This is a genomic window from Capsulimonas corticalis (assembly GCF_003574315.2).
In the GTDB taxonomy this organism is placed as follows: domain Bacteria; phylum Armatimonadota; class Armatimonadia; order Armatimonadales; family Capsulimonadaceae; genus Capsulimonas; species Capsulimonas corticalis.
In genome coordinates this window covers 7,424,181-7,437,896 of the sequence record NZ_AP025739.1, presented here as the reverse complement: position 1 = coordinate 7,437,896, position 13,716 = coordinate 7,424,181, and the positions used below count along the sequence as shown (strand labels likewise).

The window sequence follows — 13,716 nt, the reverse complement described above, 5'->3', positions numbered from 1 at the left end:
CATGGCGGCCGCGAAACTGACGATCGGGTATGTGCTGGCTCTTCCCGTGGCTGAGAGCGTCTTCATGGGAGGCGCGATGGTGACGGATGCGTATGGGCTTCCGCTCGAATTTCGCTACACGGAGCCGGTGCGCGCGACGAAGCTGCAGCGGGTCCTCTACGGCGATGTCCTGGAGAAGTATATCCAGGCGGATGTGATCGCCGGCAACCTCGTCAGCCGCCTGGAGCAGAAGCCCGAGCTGATCCTGGTGTTTGACGCGAACCTGCTGTCGTCCATGGACGGCTCTAAGCAGAAGATCGCCTGGATCTCCCCGGGGCGCGGAACTCCGCTGAAAGAATACGGCGCATTGCAGGATGGCCCTGACGGCGAGTTTTCCTTGCAGCTGACGGAAAGCGGCGCGCCGATGCGCATTCGCTATCAAGTCACGGGCGCCGTTGCGTCGGACGTGACGCGCAAATCGGAGATCGCCCGGATCTTGACGGACTGCGGCCGGACGATGGACCTTCTGGAGCCGCAGACGCGTGTGGAAACGGCGGTAAAGATGTTATGGGAAGAAGCGCCGGAGACTCCGACAGCAGGGTAGGGGCGGCGGTCGCCGCCCAGGCCTGGGAGGCCGTGCGCCGCGCTCTGGGCAAATGGGTGACGCGCACCGAAGTGCGCGCCCTGCCGTCGGGCTCCATGCTCTCCCTGCCCGCCGTGCCGGACGACGATCTGCTGACCGGCCCCGAACCCGGGCAGGGCTTGCGGGAATGGGAATGCCGTCCCGAGGCCCGCGTTCTTACCCACCTCGCGCCGGACGCTCCCCCGGGCGGCGAGGGCGTGGATTTGGCCGCCGTGATCACGATTGTCAGCGGCGACGCGGCTCTGGGCGACGGCGATTGTTTGGTGCATGAGACCCCGGTCGCGCCGTCCGCCGCCCAGATCTATTCGCCGGCTCCGGGGAAATGGGAAGCCGGCGCGATCGATATTCATGATGCGCGGACAGCGCTGGCCGGCGGCGCCTGCCGCGCGCTGAAGTTTTCCGCGATGAGCGCCCCGAAGGTGGGGCGGCTCGCGACGGTTTTGCCGAAGTTCGCGCGCGCGCCGAAGATCCCGAGGCTGGGGGGAGGCCCGGACGGACTGCCCAGGCCCCGGCGGATGGTCATTCGGAACGGAATGGGCGTCATCAGCCGTATTCCCTTGGTTCGCCGCAGCATCGCCGTGGACCGTTCCACTCCCGCCGCGCATCCCGAGGAGCGGGCGCGGCTGGCGGTAACGGGGAAAACGACGCCGGACCGGGTGCTGGTGGTGGGAATGTTTCCGTCCGTCCCCGTGGCCGCCGTGAGCCGACTGGCGCTGGAGCCGGATGGCAACGAGCTGCGAATTTGGCTGAAACCGGACGCGATCGTCGCCGGCGCGCCCCCGAAAATGCTGACTTTGCTCGTGGGACGCGACCGCGAAAGCGGCAAGACGATACAGACGGTTCTGTAAGGCGATCGAAGCGTAATGATTGATATTGCACAGTATCTGGTGCTGGGCTTCACGGCCATCCTGTGGTGGCTGGCTCGGCGTGACCTGACGGCGCGCGCTTCGCGGCTGCGCGCCTCATCGTCCGCCGAAGTGGATCGGCTGCGCGAGACCGTGGAGGCGCTGACGACCGCGCTGGAAGAGCGCGTCACAAATGAGGAAAAGCGCCTGTCCGCGCTGATCGCCGAAGCGCGCTCCCTGCAATCGCCGCTGACGGCTTCAGACGGGGCGGTTCCCGCCGAGCATCCCGTCGCGGAAGTTCTCGCCGCGCCGCCCATCATGGAAATTCCCGCCGCGCAGCCGGTGGCGGTAACTCCCGTCGCGGATCCCGCCGCGCAGGCGTCAGCGGCGCCAGAGATTGTGGAGGAACCCGCGCCGACGCCCGCTCCCGTCGCGGCCGCCGCTGTCATTGAGCCGTTGGTGGAGACCGTCGCCGTAACGGATGCGCCCGTGGAGGCGGCGTCCACGGACACGAAGGCCGCGAGCGCGCCGGAGCCGGAAACGCCGTCCGAGCCGCCGTCTCCGCTCCACCAGCAGATCTTGGAATCGGAGCGCCGGGCGGCGCTGGTGCGCGCGCAGCTGGCGATCGGTTTGACGGACGCGATTGAGATCGCGCGTCGCACGGGACTGCCGCGCGGAGAAGTTGAGCTTTTGATCGGACTGCGGGCCCTGCGGATCGAGCCGAATACGCCCCTGTCGGTCTCGCTGAACGCGGCGGATACGGCGGTCAAGGCGCCGCCGGCTGCGTCGGCTCCAGAGCCATCGGCTTCTGAGCCCGAGAAGCCGGAGCCGGAGGAAGACGATCGATACGCCGCCATCTACGCGATGCTGGCTTCGGGCGTGACAAGCTCCACGGAAATCGCTCGGCGCACAGGGATGGGGCGCGGCGAAGTCGAGTTAATTCTCGGCCTGCGCGCTCGCAATGTTTTGTAACTGATGTTACGCAGCCTGCGTGGCTGGCGACTGAAGTCGCGCCTAGAAGTTCACGATGCCCAGAGGGCGCCCACCCTCCGGGCACTCCAAATTAGGACTCGTTTTCGATGGCATTCTGGAGTCCACGGAGGTGGACATCGTGCAATTCTAGCAGCGATTTCAATCGCCGGGCATGGCGGGCGTAACATATGTTTTGTAAGTCTGTAAAACTGTCGGAGTTTTTGGTACCTCATCTAAAGGAGATAGTCGATCTTTATGATCACGATGCAAAATAAACGGCGCGGCGCCGCGCTGGTCGCTTCCGCGGCCGCTATGGGCGTCCTTATCGCCGGCTGCAATAATGGCGGCGGGAAGACGGAAGGCGCCAGCGGAACCGCCACGGCCGGCGCGCCGCTGACGGGAACCGACGCGGTCGCGAAGGTCAATGGCGAGGCGATTTCGCAGTCGGATTTCTACACCCAGCTGCAGCGCTACACGCCCAATCCGCAGCAGATGAGCCAGGCGCCGGCGGGACGGATCGTCCTCCAGCAGCTGATCAACAACCTGATGATGGAGCAGCTTGCGAAGCAGGAAGGCGTGGCGCCGACCGACGCCGAAGTGGACGCGCAGCTCAACAACATCAAGCTGATTCAGGACAAGGTCCTCGTGCGCGGCTTCTCGGACACGCTGGCGGCGGCCGGTCTGACGGAGGACGACCTCAAGCACCTCCAGATCCAGCCGCAGCTGGCGCAGATCAAGCTTCTGACCAAGGGACAGTCCGTCACGGACGCCGAGATCAAGGCGTATTACGATCTGCATAAGAAAGACCAGTTCACGAAGCCGAACCGCGCCCACATCAAGCGCATCGCCTTCGCGAGCGCGGCCGACGCCAACGCGGCCTACAGCGACATCCAGAAGGGCAAGCCCTTCGAGGATTACGTCTCGAAGTCCATCATCAACCAGCCGTCCGACGGCGACCTGCCCCAGTGGGTGGACCTGGACGATGTGTCGAACCCCGGCGTCAAGCCGCTGGTCGACGGCATCAAGGACGCCAAGGCCGGCGATGTTCCCAAGCCGTTCGCCTTCCAGGGCGCCTGGTGGCTCGTGAAGGTCGTCGACAAGAAGGCCGTCGAAGTGCTGCCGCAGGATCAAGTCAAGAACATGATCCAGTTCCTGCTGCTCAGCCAGAAGGCGCAGCAGAGTCAGACAGGCTTCCAGGACATTCAGCAGAAGCTGCGTGACTTCCAGACGAAGGCGAACATCGAGATTCCCGAGAAGCAGTACAACGATCTGGTGAACGAGATCAAGAACCCGCCGCCGCCGATGGCCCCGCAAATGGGCGGCCCGCAGCCCGGCGCTCCGTCCGGACCGCGCCCCGGCGCGCCGCAGATGCGACTGTCGCCGCCGCCGACGGCGCCGAAGGCGGCCCATTGACGCTGACGATCATCGGCCTGGGAAACGGCCTGCGGGACGGCCTGACGCTTGGGGCGCTCGACGCCCTGCGCCAGGCCGGCGCCCGTCGCTTCGCGCGCTCGCGCGCTCTGCCGCTGATCGGCTGGCTGGAATCTCCCGAAGGCGGCGTCGTATTCGACGCCGCCTTTGATTCCGTTCCGGCCGGCGCGACGGGCGAGCCGGCGCTCGCCATCGTTCACCCCATTCTCGAAGCGGCGCGCGCGGGCGGCGCCGTTTACGCCGTCCCCGGCGACCCCCTGCTGGACGAGAACGCTTCCCTGCTCCTCTGGACGCTCGCTCGCGGCGAAGGGATCGACGTGCGCGTGATCCGCTTGGCGCGCCGCGCTGAGGATGACGCGCGCTACGGTTTCGACGCCCTGGTCGCCCTGATGTCGCGCCTGCGCAATCCCGAGGGCGGCTGTCCCTGGGATCTCGAACAGACCTCGCGCACCATCCGCCGCCATGTCATCGAAGAAGCGTATGAAGTCGCGGAGGCGATCGATTCGGGCGTCCCGGACAAGCTGAGCGAGGAGCTTGGCGATCTGCTGCTGCAAGTCGTGTTCCACGCGCAGATGGCGAGTGAGCTGGGCGAGTTCTCCGTGGACGATGTCACGCAAAACATCGTCGAAAAGCTGGTTCGGCGTCACCCCCATGTCTTCGGCTCCGTTTCCGTTGAGAACTCCGAGGAAGTCCTCACTAACTGGGAGGCGATCAAGCGCAAGGAAAAGGGCAATGAGGACCGGAAATCGATCCTCGACGGGATCCCGATGGACCTGCCCGCGCTGATGCGCGCCCTCGAAGTCTCCAAGCGAGTCGTCAAAGTCGGCTTTGAGTGGCCGACCGTGATGGAAGTCCTGGACAAGGTGGATGAGGAGATCGCGGAGATGCGCGCGGAGATCGCCGCCGGCGACACGGCGCGCGCGGGCGAGGAGCTGGGCGACCTGCTCTTTACCCTCGTCAACGTCGGGCGTCAATTGAAGGTCGATCCCGAGGAATCGCTGCGCGCGATGACCCTGCGCTTCGCGAACCGGTTTCGGTATATCGAGCGTCACGCCGAGGCGACGGGCCGTACTTTGAAAGATCTGACGCTGGAGGAGATGGAAGCGGTTTGGGCGCAGGCAAAGAGGGAACAATAAATCATCGGAGAGCCATCAAAGACTCGGAGGGTCGTTCGATGAAGTTACCAATTTACACACTACCGCTGGCGCTGATCGCGCTGGCTCCCATACAGGTTTACGCGGACGGCGCCCCGACGGCTGGGGCGGGTGCGACTACGGGTGTCGGCCCTGAAGGCGGCGCGGGCGCCGTGCTTCCGCTTCCCGGCGCCACGCTGAAGGCCACGACCATCGGCGATACGGCGACGGTCGCCACGCCGAAGCTGCGCTTCGCGTCCGGCGCGGCCGTTCCCATCGTCTTCACCATCGCCAACCACACGGGCAGCCCCGTGGAGTACGATTTTAACAACGGTCAGAAGTACGACTTCGAGCTGCGTGACGCCAAAGGCCAGCCTATCTGGGAATGGTCGCGCGGACTGTCCTTCACGCAGTCCACCGACAAGCTGGTGCTGAAGGCGGGTGAGAGCACAACCTTCAAAGGGGAGTGGAACGGCCAGATCGGCGGCAAGCCAGCGCCTCCTGGGAAGTATATTCTCACGGCGCGGCTGACCACGCAAACTCGTCCCGCGATCCGCGGCGGCATTCTCGTCAACCCCGTGCAGGACCCGGATAACATGGGAATTCCGACGCGCTCGCCCGCCGAAAACGGCATGGTCGTGCAGACGCCGGCTCGCTACGCCGTCACCGCGACCACGCAGTTCTGGGTCGTTGGGAAGTCGTAAATCATATTCTGCGCGAATTTTGCCTGTCAACAACACCGAAAAATAACACTGATTACAATGGCGCGCAATCGGGAATAAGCAATAGTAGGGAGAAAGTACTATGCGTTCCCAAGTGATTGCGCGCTTTTTTAGCGTCTTGTGTCTGCCGGTTGTTCTGGCGGCGGGACCGGCTCTGGCCGATGTTTCCAATACAAATAGCGATATGATGCTGTCGGGGCCGTCGGCTGCGGAGCCGATGCGCCTGACGATTCGGCATCCGAAAAATACGTCCGTGCATTTGACGATTATCACGGACGCGTCGTCCGGCGGATCGGTGGAGTTCAGCGCCCCGAAGAACGCCGATCCCACGATCGCGTATTCGTTCCCGTCGAACGACGCCCGCAACATTCGTGTGATCGACGGGCGCGGTTCGGAGATCTGGAGCCTGCTGGACGGTCAGGTGAGCGTCGGCGCAGGAGATGCGGACGCCGACCTTTCCCACACGGTCCTGACTCAATTGGACCGCGCCTATTCCATCCTGCCGGTGGCGCTTCAGGGCGTTTACACGCTGCATCCGAACGCCGCTCCGGAATTCCTGGCGACGACGGATTTTGTCCGCACCGATCCCGCCGGCGCGGGCCGGCAGTGGGCGCACCGTCAGCGCCACGTTCCGCTGTCTTCATCGGACAAGAGCCCTTCGGCGACGACGATCGTGATCGGCCCATCCCGCTACATACCCGAGCCAGAGCGGCGTCATCCCGCGATGCAGTAAACGCCGCCCGGGCTTGGCGAAGCGCGCTATTCCCCTCGCGTGTAAAGCAGCGGGTTGGACGCGCTTGCGGCGAGTTCGCCTGGGGCCAGACCGCCAAGCGCCGTATGACGATCGTTTTCCTGCGCGTCGTTCACCGGCGCGCTGACGCTCGCCCCATCGGCGAAGTAAATCACCGTCATCACCTCGCGCGTCGGGCCGGTCAGATTCCCGGGAGCCCCGTGCAGTGTCCAGCCTGAGTGGAACGTGGCGTCGCCTGCCGCCATCTCCCCCGATTCCACAACGGGATACCCTCGTTCGACGACAAATTTCCGGAACGTCTCCTCGGATTGATCCGAAATCGGAAGATCTCCCAGATAACCTTCCCGATGCGACCCCGACGCAAAGCGCATCGTTCCCATCGCCGTGCTGGCGTCCACAAGCGGCATCCACATCGTGATCGTCTGATCGGTGTCCAGCGGCCAGTAGTGGTGGTCCTGGTGCCAGGGCGTATGCCCCCCGCCGACTTCTTTATACAGCGCCTGATCGTGATAGAGCCGCACGCCGCCTGCGTCCATCAGGTCCGCCGCGATCTTCGCGAAACGCCGCGCCAGCGTAAATCGCGCGGCGTCTTCCCCGGCGCGCTCCGAGAGATTGCCGATCTGGAGAAACGCCTTGCCGTAGGTGTCCCGCTTGTCCAGCGCCCGAGTCTCCCAGTTGAGCCGCGCCACTCCCTCATTGATTACCGCCCGGTACGCGGCGACTTCCTCCGGCGACAGCACGCCGCGCAGCAGAATGTGTCCATCCCGTTGATATTGCTGGATCTGTTCCTGTGTCAGCGAATAGTCACTGTCCAGCGATGGTAGCGTTGGTTTGATAACGGCGCTCATAATTGTGATCTCCTTACGCCAAATTATAAGCGCCATCGGCAATTCAGAAAATGCAGAAATTGGGATGAACTTGTATTTTATGGTATTCTCACTCCATGGCGCCGCATAACCACACTACGCCGATATTTGTCTCTTCCGAGATGACTCCGCTGGGGCGCCTCACCCTCGCCGCTCGAATCCAGAACGGCGAGGGCGTGGTTCCCGCCTATCCCCTGCGTATCTACGATCAATACGCCCTCGTCTTTATCACACGGGGCGAGGGCGTGTACCGGGATATTCACCAGAAGCGGATCCCTCTCGTCGCCGGCGACGCCATTTTTGTCTTCCCCAGCTTCCCGCACAGCTATGGCCCCAATCCGGGCACACATTGGGACGAACTCTACTTCGTCTTTGACGGCCCCGCATTCGCCATGCTCCACCAAATCGGCCTCATCGACCCCTCCCGTCCCATCGCCCCGCGCCAACCCGACGACCGCTGGCTCGCCAAATTCACCGCCTTCGCCGCCCGTCTACGCCCCGGCTCCCGCGACGACGACGCCCTTCAAGTCGCCCGCCTCCACGCCCTCCTCACCGAAATGCTCCTCGCCCTCTCCACGCCCACCGACACTTCACACCCAGACGACTGGCTCCAAGCCGCCCAGCTTCTCCTAGAAGCCGACCTCTCCCAAGATCTCGACCCCGCCGAAGTCGCCCGCAAAGTCGGCGTCGGCTACGAACTCTTCCGCAAACGCTTCACCCAATCCCTTGGCGTCTCCCCTGCCCGCTACCGCGCCCGCCGCCGCATCGAAGCCGCCTGTGAAATGCTCAAATTCACCCAAATGACCAGCGCCCAAATCGCCGACGCCCTCGGCTACGGCGACGAGTTTTACTTTTCCAAGCGGTTCAAGGCGGAGATGGGGCAGGGGCCGAGGGAGTTTCGGCAGAGCAAACCCACCCCGGCGCTTCGCGCCACCCTTTGCAAACCCACCCCCGCGCTTCGCGCGCCCCCTCCCGCCGACGGGAAGGGGTTGTAAGATTGCCTCTGACGAAAGTCGCCTGCGATAACACGCTCTGAAATAACCCTTCCCGTCGGCGGGAGGGGGCGCGCGAAGCGCGGGGGTGGGTTTGCAAAGGGCGTCGCCGTACGCTAGAAGTGCGTTTATCTCGTCACCCACTTGCCCCAATCACACATTTCCAGGTATACTTATCGGCGGCTTTTTGACAATTTTGCGACAGACTGAAGCGACGACTGAGCTTCTAAATAGGAGAGTAACTGAATGGCGAATTCCAAGCGCGTGTGGCTGTTTGAAGAGGCTAACGCGACGATGCGCGACGAGCTCGGCGGCAAGGGCGCGAACCTGGCCGAGATGAGCAATATCGGACTGCCGGTGCCTCCCGGCTTTACGATCACGACCGACACTTGTATCGCTTACAACAAGAGCGATGGTCAGTTCCCCGAAGGTTTGCTGGACGAGATCAAGACGGCTCTTGCGGCGGTCGAAGCGAAGACCGGCAAGAAGCTGGGCGATCCGGCCAACCCGCTGCTGGTCTCCGTCCGCTCCGGCGCTAAGTTCTCCATGCCCGGTATGATGGACACCGTTCTGAACCTCGGTCTCAACGACGAGACGGCGGAAGCCCTCATCAAGTTAACCGGCAATGCGCGTTTTGTTTACGATAGCTATCGCCGCTTTCTGATGATGCTCAGCGACGTCGCCTACTCCGACGGAACCAACAAGCTGGCTAAGCATGACTTCGAGCATATCTTCTACGATCTGAAGAAGGAACTCGGCGTCACGGAAGACCTGGACGTCACCGCCGATCAGCTCAAGGGCCTCTGCGAGACCTACAAGACGTACATCAAGCAGCAGAGCGGCAAGGACTTCCCGCAGGATCCGTTCGTACAGCTTCAGGATGGTGTCGAAGCCGTCTTCAAGTCCTGGTTCAACGACCGCGCCAAGCTTTACCGCCAGCGTGAGAAGATCTCGGATGACCTCGGCACCGCCGTCAACATCCAGAGCATGGTCTTCGGCAACCAGGGCGAAGACTGCGGTACGGGCGTCGCCTTCACCCGCGACGCGAGCAACGGCAACAACGAGATCTTCGGCGAGTACCTGATGAACGCTCAGGGCGAAGACGTCGTCGCCGGCGTCCGCACCCCCATGCCGATCTCCGAGCTGAAGACGCAGAACCCCGAGATCTATCAGGAGTTCGCCGACATCTGCCATCGCCTTGAGCAGCACTACAAGGACATGCAGGACATCGAGTTCACGATCGAGCACAACAAGCTGTATATCCTTCAGTGTCGTTCGGGCAAGCGCACCGGCCCGTCCGCGGTCAAGATCGCGGTCGACCTGGTGAACGAAGGCCTGATTTCCAAGGAAGTCGCGCTGGCCCGCATCAACCCCGAGCTGCTCGATCAGTGTCTGCACCCGATCATCAAGCCCGGCTTCAAGTACAACGTCCTGGCGAAGGGCCTCCCGGCCGGCCCCGGCGCCGCGACCGGCATCGCCGTGTTCGACGCGCAGCGCGCGGCGGACCTGGGCAAGGGCGGCGAAGGCAAGAAAGTCATTCTCGTTCGCGCCGACACCTCCCCGGATGATCTCAAGGGCATGCTGGCGGCCGAAGGCGTTCTGACCGAGCGCGGCGGCATGACCAGCCACGCGGCGCTTGTCGCGCGCGGCTTCGGCATCCCGACCGTCGCCGGCTGCTCCGACATCACCGTCACCGATCGCCAGTTCGTCGCCAAGGGCGGCCAGGTGATCAAGGAAGGCGATTACATCTCGCTGAACGGCGCTTTCGGTGAAGTCATCGAGGGCCAAGTTCAGGTCGTCGATCCCGAGCTGACCGGCGAATTCGGAACCCTGCTGCAGTGGGCCGACGAGACCCGCCGCCTGGGCATCCGCACCAACGCCGATACGCCCGAAGACGTCGCGCTTGCGATCAAGCTGGGCGCCGAAGGCGTCGGCCTCTGCCGCACCGAGCACATGTTCTTCGCCGAGGAGCGCCGCCCGGTCGTCCAGGCCATGATCCTGGCCGCCACCGAGGAAGAGCGCAACGCGAAGCTCGCCGAGCTTCTGCCGTTCCAGCGCGAAGACTTCAAGGGCATCTTCGAGGCTCTGGGCTCCCGCCCGGCCACGATCCGCCTGATCGACCCGCCGCTGCATGAGTTCCTCCCGAGCCTGCAAACGCTGATCGAGGAAGTCGCCACGCTGAAGGCGAAGGGAACCACGGGCGCCGAGCTGGAAGCCAAAGAGAAGCTTCTGAGCCAGGTCGAGTCCATGCACGAGATCAACCCGATGATGGGACTTCGCGGCTGCCGCCTGTCCATCGTCTTCCCGGGTATCGTCGAGATGCAGACCCGCGCGATCCTGGAAGGCGCGATTGCCGCCAAGAAGGCTGGCGCCGATCCGCATCCCGAGATCATGATCCCGCTGGTCGGCCACGTCAACGAGCTGAAGGCCGTTCGCTCCAACCTGGAGCGGGTCGCCAAGCTGGTCGTTGAAGAGAGCGGCGAGACCATCGACTACATGTTCGGCACGATGATCGAGATCCCGCGCGCCGCGCTGACGTCGGACCAGATCGCCGAGGAGGCCGAGTTCTTCTCCTTCGGAACCAACGACCTGACCCAGATGACGTTCGGTTTCAGCCGTGACGACTCGGACAAGTTCCTGAAGCCGTACATCGCGCAGAAGATCCTTCCCGGCGATCCCTTCGAAGCGATCGACCAGACGGGCGTCGGCCAGCTGATGAAGATCAGCGTCGAGCTCGCGAAGAAGGTCCGCCCGAACATCAAGCTCGGCATCTGCGGCGAACACGGCGGTGAGCCCTCCTCGATCGCCTTCTGCCACGAGATCGGCCTGAACTACGTCTCGTGCAGCCCCTACCGCGTCCCGATCGCCCGCCTCGCGGCCGCCCAAGCCAACCTCAAGGACGGCGGAAGCAACCGCGACCGGTAAGATTAGGTCGAGTTAGCTCCTAAGCCCAGGGGCCGCAGCGTAAGCTGCGGCCCCTGTTTGCATTGTAAGCCTTCCTTGGATATAATAATTGCAACTAGATTTGTGTTGGCCGTTGCGAGATAACTTGCATTAACGGGGAGGTTAAAACTGATGACGATAACACTTACTCCTGAACTTGAGAAAGCGATTGAGGAGCGAGCACAGCGCGAAGGGACAACGCCAGAGAACGTCGCGCTACAGGGACTTCGCAGCTTGTTTGTCGCCAATCATCACACGCCGGAGGAGATACTTAGTCTGGCTGCTCAAGTCTACGCTGGTCTGTCCGAAAACGACCGCGATGATGTAGAAAAAATTGCGACTGGGCGAACTCCATTTTTTGGAGAACGATCTATTCAATGATGCAGAAGGCGCTTTTAGACACAGATACACTTTCGGCGATTATAAAGCAGAATCCGATTGCTCTTGTTCGCTCTCGTAATTATTTAGCGAATTTTGGGGCGCTGACCTTTTCCATCATCACACGGTACGAAATACTGCGTGGACTAAACGCTAAGCGGGCGTCATCTCAGATTGCAGCTTTTGAAGCACTTTGTCGCGCGAGTGAAGTTCTCCCATTGACCGATGCAATTGTCCTGCAGGCAGCAACAATCTACGGCGATTTACACCGGCTACGGCGATTTACACCGGCGCGGCGCGCTCATTGGGGATGCCGACATCTTGATTGCTGCAACAGCCATGGAGCATGGAATGATCATGGTCACGAATAACGAAAGCCATTTTCAGCGTGTCCCAGATTTGATCCTGGAGAACTGGCTGAAGCCATAATCTCTACTGTCACGAGATTGGCCTGAACTACGTCTCGTACAGCCCGTACCGTGTCCTGATCGCCCGCCTCCCGGCCCACCCAATCTAACCTTAAGGGTGATAGATAAAACCATGACAAAAAAATTACCACTAATGCACAATGTCGGCATCGTGGTGGAATCCCTTGATGAAGCCATCTCTTTTTTCACCGAGCTTGGGCTGACCCTCGAAGGGCGAGCCACGATTGAAGGAGAATGGGCCGGGCGCGTCACTGGACTGGGTTCCCAGCAAGTCGAGATCGCCATGATGGTCACTCCCGATGGTCACAGCCGCCTCGAACTTTCGCGATTTCTTACACCGCCCACAGTCGCCGATCACCGGAACGCCCCTGTGAACGCTCTCGGCTACCTGCGCGTCATGTTTACTGTGGAGAATATCGACGAGTTGGTTGCCAGGCTCTGTAAGCGCGGCGCTGAGCTCGTCGGCGAATTGGTTCAGTATGAGGATTCGTATCAGCTCTGCTATATCCGCGGGCCCGAAGGAATTCTTATCGGGCTGGCGGAACAACTTGATAACAAATGAGTGGCAGATGAGGGATTTGCAAGAGACGGCGAAAAGAAAACGGAATGGCTCATTCCAGTCTGATTTCATCTGCTGTTCTTGATGGGCATCGGGTCGATCGTGGCAAACGATAATGCCCGATGTGCGAACCGATCAAGACGCTGACGCAGCCCCTACCGCGCGGCCGTCCAAGCCAACCGCAAGGATGGCGGAAACAACCGCGATTGGTAATGAAGTTAAGATCCCTCCCCACCTATTCCTCTGCTATAATAGGAATCTCCCATGTTCGCCGCGCGCCAAAATTTGCAGGAGGTTCTGATGAGCCCAGCCGCCGAAAGCTTGAAGCATAAGCTCGAATTGTTATCGACGGAAGATCGAGCGGACTTGATCACGTTTCTTATTCAATCGCTGGACAACTCTGTCGGCTCCGATTGGGCGGATGACCGGCGTGGTGAGCTGCCCCGGCGAGCGCGTCAAGAGGAATCGGAATTTCGCGAGATTGGATTGTAGGGGACATGGCCCGGCGGCGCGGCTGCCGGGTCTTATTTTTTTGTTGGAATAAGTTTGAGTATTGACAGTTTGAGTTCAAACTATTATAATACGAACTATGAAAGATGATCTTTTGACTTCGACAGTCTGTACCGCGCTGATGCGAATTGGAACGCGGATGGCGATGGTGTTTGACCGGACGTTTCGAGAATTGGATTTGACCCAGGCGCAGTTTCGATTGCTGATTGCAATTTATGAGATGAATGATGCGGGCATTGCGCCATCGGATTTGGCGGAGGCGCTGCTGATTGAGCGGGCGACGGTGACGGTGCTGACGGCGCGCCTGGTGGATCGTGGGCTGGTGGTGCGGCTGCCGGGGGCAAACCGGCGGACGCATTTTTTGAAGCTGACGGAGGAGGGCGTGGCGCTGCTGGAGCAGGCCATCCCGTCGGCCATTCGGCTTGCGGATGCGGCGCTGACGGAGATTGAGCGTGCGGATCTGGAGCAGGCGCGTTTGCTGCTGGGCGCGATCGAAGCGCGCCTTCGCGTGATGAGCGATACTCACATCGATTGATCCGGGCCGGGGATCTGTAGAATAGGAGA

General features: G+C 61.9%; 16 protein-coding genes. 15 read left to right on the top strand and 1 reads right to left on the bottom strand.

Annotated elements, in window-relative coordinates:
* Nucleotide 1: 1 nt before the first annotated feature.
* From D5261_RS32425 to D5261_RS32395, 7 genes are all read left to right on the top strand, one after another.
* Nucleotides 2–583, top strand: coding sequence for a hypothetical protein (locus D5261_RS32425; RefSeq protein ID WP_119319754.1), 582 nt, complete (start codon nt 2–4; stop codon nt 581–583).
* The gene (locus D5261_RS32420; protein ID WP_119319753.1) at nt 547–1,470 is read left to right on the top strand and encodes a hypothetical protein; all 924 of its coding nucleotides are present in this window, start codon (nt 547–549) and stop codon (nt 1,468–1,470) included. The genes D5261_RS32425 and D5261_RS32420 overlap by 37 nt, the downstream gene beginning before the upstream one ends.
* 15 nt (nt 1,471–1,485) lie before the next feature.
* Nucleotides 1,486–2,439 carry a hypothetical protein gene (locus D5261_RS32415; protein ID WP_119319752.1) on the top strand — a complete coding sequence of 318 codons (954 nt, stop codon included), beginning with the start codon at nt 1,486–1,488 and terminating at the stop codon, nt 2,437–2,439.
* 255 nt (nt 2,440–2,694) lie between these two features.
* Nucleotides 2,695–3,852 carry a peptidyl-prolyl cis-trans isomerase gene (locus D5261_RS32410; protein WP_119319751.1) on the top strand — a complete coding sequence of 386 codons (1,158 nt, stop codon included), beginning with the start codon at nt 2,695–2,697 and terminating at the stop codon, nt 3,850–3,852.
* A complete protein-coding gene (gene mazG / locus D5261_RS32405) occupies nt 3,849–5,006 on the top strand; it encodes a nucleoside triphosphate pyrophosphohydrolase (RefSeq protein WP_119319750.1) in 1,158 nt (385 codons plus the stop codon). The genes D5261_RS32410 and mazG overlap by 4 nt, the downstream gene beginning before the upstream one ends.
* A gap of 38 nt (nt 5,007–5,044) precedes the next feature.
* The gene (locus D5261_RS32400) at nt 5,045–5,707 is read left to right on the top strand and encodes a BsuPI-related putative proteinase inhibitor (RefSeq protein ID WP_119319749.1); all 663 of its coding nucleotides are present in this window, start codon (nt 5,045–5,047) and stop codon (nt 5,705–5,707) included.
* A 100-nt stretch (nt 5,708–5,807) separates the two neighbouring features.
* Complete coding sequence (locus D5261_RS32395) at nt 5,808–6,458, top strand: hypothetical protein (RefSeq protein ID WP_119319748.1); 651 nt, start codon at nt 5,808–5,810, stop codon at nt 6,456–6,458.
* A 26-nt stretch (nt 6,459–6,484) separates the two neighbouring features.
* On the opposite strand, the gene D5261_RS32390 is transcribed toward D5261_RS32395, so the two are convergent.
* Complete coding sequence (locus D5261_RS32390; RefSeq protein ID WP_119319747.1) at nt 6,485–7,324, bottom strand: phytanoyl-CoA dioxygenase family protein; 840 nt, start codon at nt 7,322–7,324, stop codon at nt 6,485–6,487.
* A gap of 95 nt (nt 7,325–7,419) precedes the next feature.
* On the opposite strand from D5261_RS32390, the gene D5261_RS32385 reads away from it, so the two are divergent.
* The 8 genes from D5261_RS32385 (at nt 7,420) to D5261_RS32355 (ending at nt 13,687) form a co-directional block, all read left to right on the top strand.
* Nucleotides 7,420–8,337 carry a helix-turn-helix domain-containing protein gene (locus D5261_RS32385; RefSeq protein ID WP_119319746.1) on the top strand — a complete coding sequence of 306 codons (918 nt, stop codon included), beginning with the start codon at nt 7,420–7,422 and terminating at the stop codon, nt 8,335–8,337.
* Nucleotides 8,338–8,580: 243 nt separating this feature from the next.
* Nucleotides 8,581–11,259: a pyruvate, phosphate dikinase gene (ppdK, locus tag D5261_RS32380; protein WP_119319745.1), complete on the top strand. Its 2,679-nt coding sequence runs from the start codon at nt 8,581–8,583 to the stop codon at nt 11,257–11,259.
* A gap of 150 nt (nt 11,260–11,409) precedes the next feature.
* Entirely contained in the window at nt 11,410–11,658 is a 249-nt protein-coding gene (locus tag D5261_RS32375) for a hypothetical protein (RefSeq protein ID WP_119319744.1), read from the top strand.
* Nucleotides 11,655–12,026 (top strand): PIN domain-containing protein, encoded by a 372-nt coding sequence (locus tag D5261_RS32370; RefSeq protein ID WP_218025496.1) that lies wholly within the window; start codon nt 11,655–11,657, stop codon nt 12,024–12,026. The genes D5261_RS32375 and D5261_RS32370 overlap by 4 nt, the downstream gene beginning before the upstream one ends.
* Nucleotides 11,977–12,084, top strand: coding sequence for a PIN domain-containing protein (locus D5261_RS33620; RefSeq protein ID WP_435792409.1), 108 nt, complete (start codon nt 11,977–11,979; stop codon nt 12,082–12,084). Before D5261_RS32370 ends, D5261_RS33620 begins: the two co-directional genes overlap by 50 nt.
* 111 nt (nt 12,085–12,195) lie before the next feature.
* Entirely contained in the window at nt 12,196–12,645 is a 450-nt protein-coding gene (locus D5261_RS32365; RefSeq protein WP_119319743.1) for a VOC family protein, read from the top strand.
* A gap of 297 nt (nt 12,646–12,942) precedes the next feature.
* Entirely contained in the window at nt 12,943–13,134 is a 192-nt protein-coding gene (locus D5261_RS32360) for a hypothetical protein (RefSeq protein ID WP_125205802.1), read from the top strand.
* 112 nt (nt 13,135–13,246) lie between these two features.
* Nucleotides 13,247–13,687, top strand: coding sequence for a MarR family winged helix-turn-helix transcriptional regulator (locus D5261_RS32355; protein ID WP_165863946.1), 441 nt, complete (start codon nt 13,247–13,249; stop codon nt 13,685–13,687).
* The last annotated feature ends 29 nt before the right edge of the window (nt 13,688–13,716 follow it).

What these genes read in the sequence shown, in the direction of transcription:
- D5261_RS32425 (WP_119319754.1), top strand. Translation starts at nt 2, where the DNA reads ATGGCGGCCGCGAAACTGACGATCGGGTATGTGCTGGCTCTTCCCGTG.
- D5261_RS32420 (WP_119319753.1), top strand. Translation starts at nt 547, where the DNA reads ATGGGAAGAAGCGCCGGAGACTCCGACAGCAGGGTAGGGGCGGCGGTC.
- D5261_RS32415 (WP_119319752.1), top strand. Translation starts at nt 1,486, where the DNA reads ATGATTGATATTGCACAGTATCTGGTGCTGGGCTTCACGGCCATCCTG.
- D5261_RS32410 (WP_119319751.1), top strand. Translation starts at nt 2,695, where the DNA reads ATGATCACGATGCAAAATAAACGGCGCGGCGCCGCGCTGGTCGCTTCC.
- D5261_RS32400 (WP_119319749.1), top strand. Translation starts at nt 5,045, where the DNA reads ATGAAGTTACCAATTTACACACTACCGCTGGCGCTGATCGCGCTGGCT.
- D5261_RS32395 (WP_119319748.1), top strand. Translation starts at nt 5,808, where the DNA reads ATGCGTTCCCAAGTGATTGCGCGCTTTTTTAGCGTCTTGTGTCTGCCG.
- D5261_RS32390 (WP_119319747.1), bottom strand. Translation starts at nt 7,324, where the DNA reads ATGAGCGCCGTTATCAAACCAACGCTACCATCGCTGGACAGTGACTAT.
- D5261_RS32385 (WP_119319746.1), top strand. Translation starts at nt 7,420, where the DNA reads ATGGCGCCGCATAACCACACTACGCCGATATTTGTCTCTTCCGAGATG.
- ppdK (WP_119319745.1), top strand. Translation starts at nt 8,581, where the DNA reads ATGGCGAATTCCAAGCGCGTGTGGCTGTTTGAAGAGGCTAACGCGACG.
- D5261_RS32375 (WP_119319744.1), top strand. Translation starts at nt 11,410, where the DNA reads ATGACGATAACACTTACTCCTGAACTTGAGAAAGCGATTGAGGAGCGA.
- D5261_RS32370 (WP_218025496.1), top strand. Translation starts at nt 11,655, where the DNA reads ATGATGCAGAAGGCGCTTTTAGACACAGATACACTTTCGGCGATTATA.
- D5261_RS32365 (WP_119319743.1), top strand. Translation starts at nt 12,196, where the DNA reads ATGACAAAAAAATTACCACTAATGCACAATGTCGGCATCGTGGTGGAA.
- D5261_RS32360 (WP_125205802.1), top strand. Translation starts at nt 12,943, where the DNA reads ATGAGCCCAGCCGCCGAAAGCTTGAAGCATAAGCTCGAATTGTTATCG.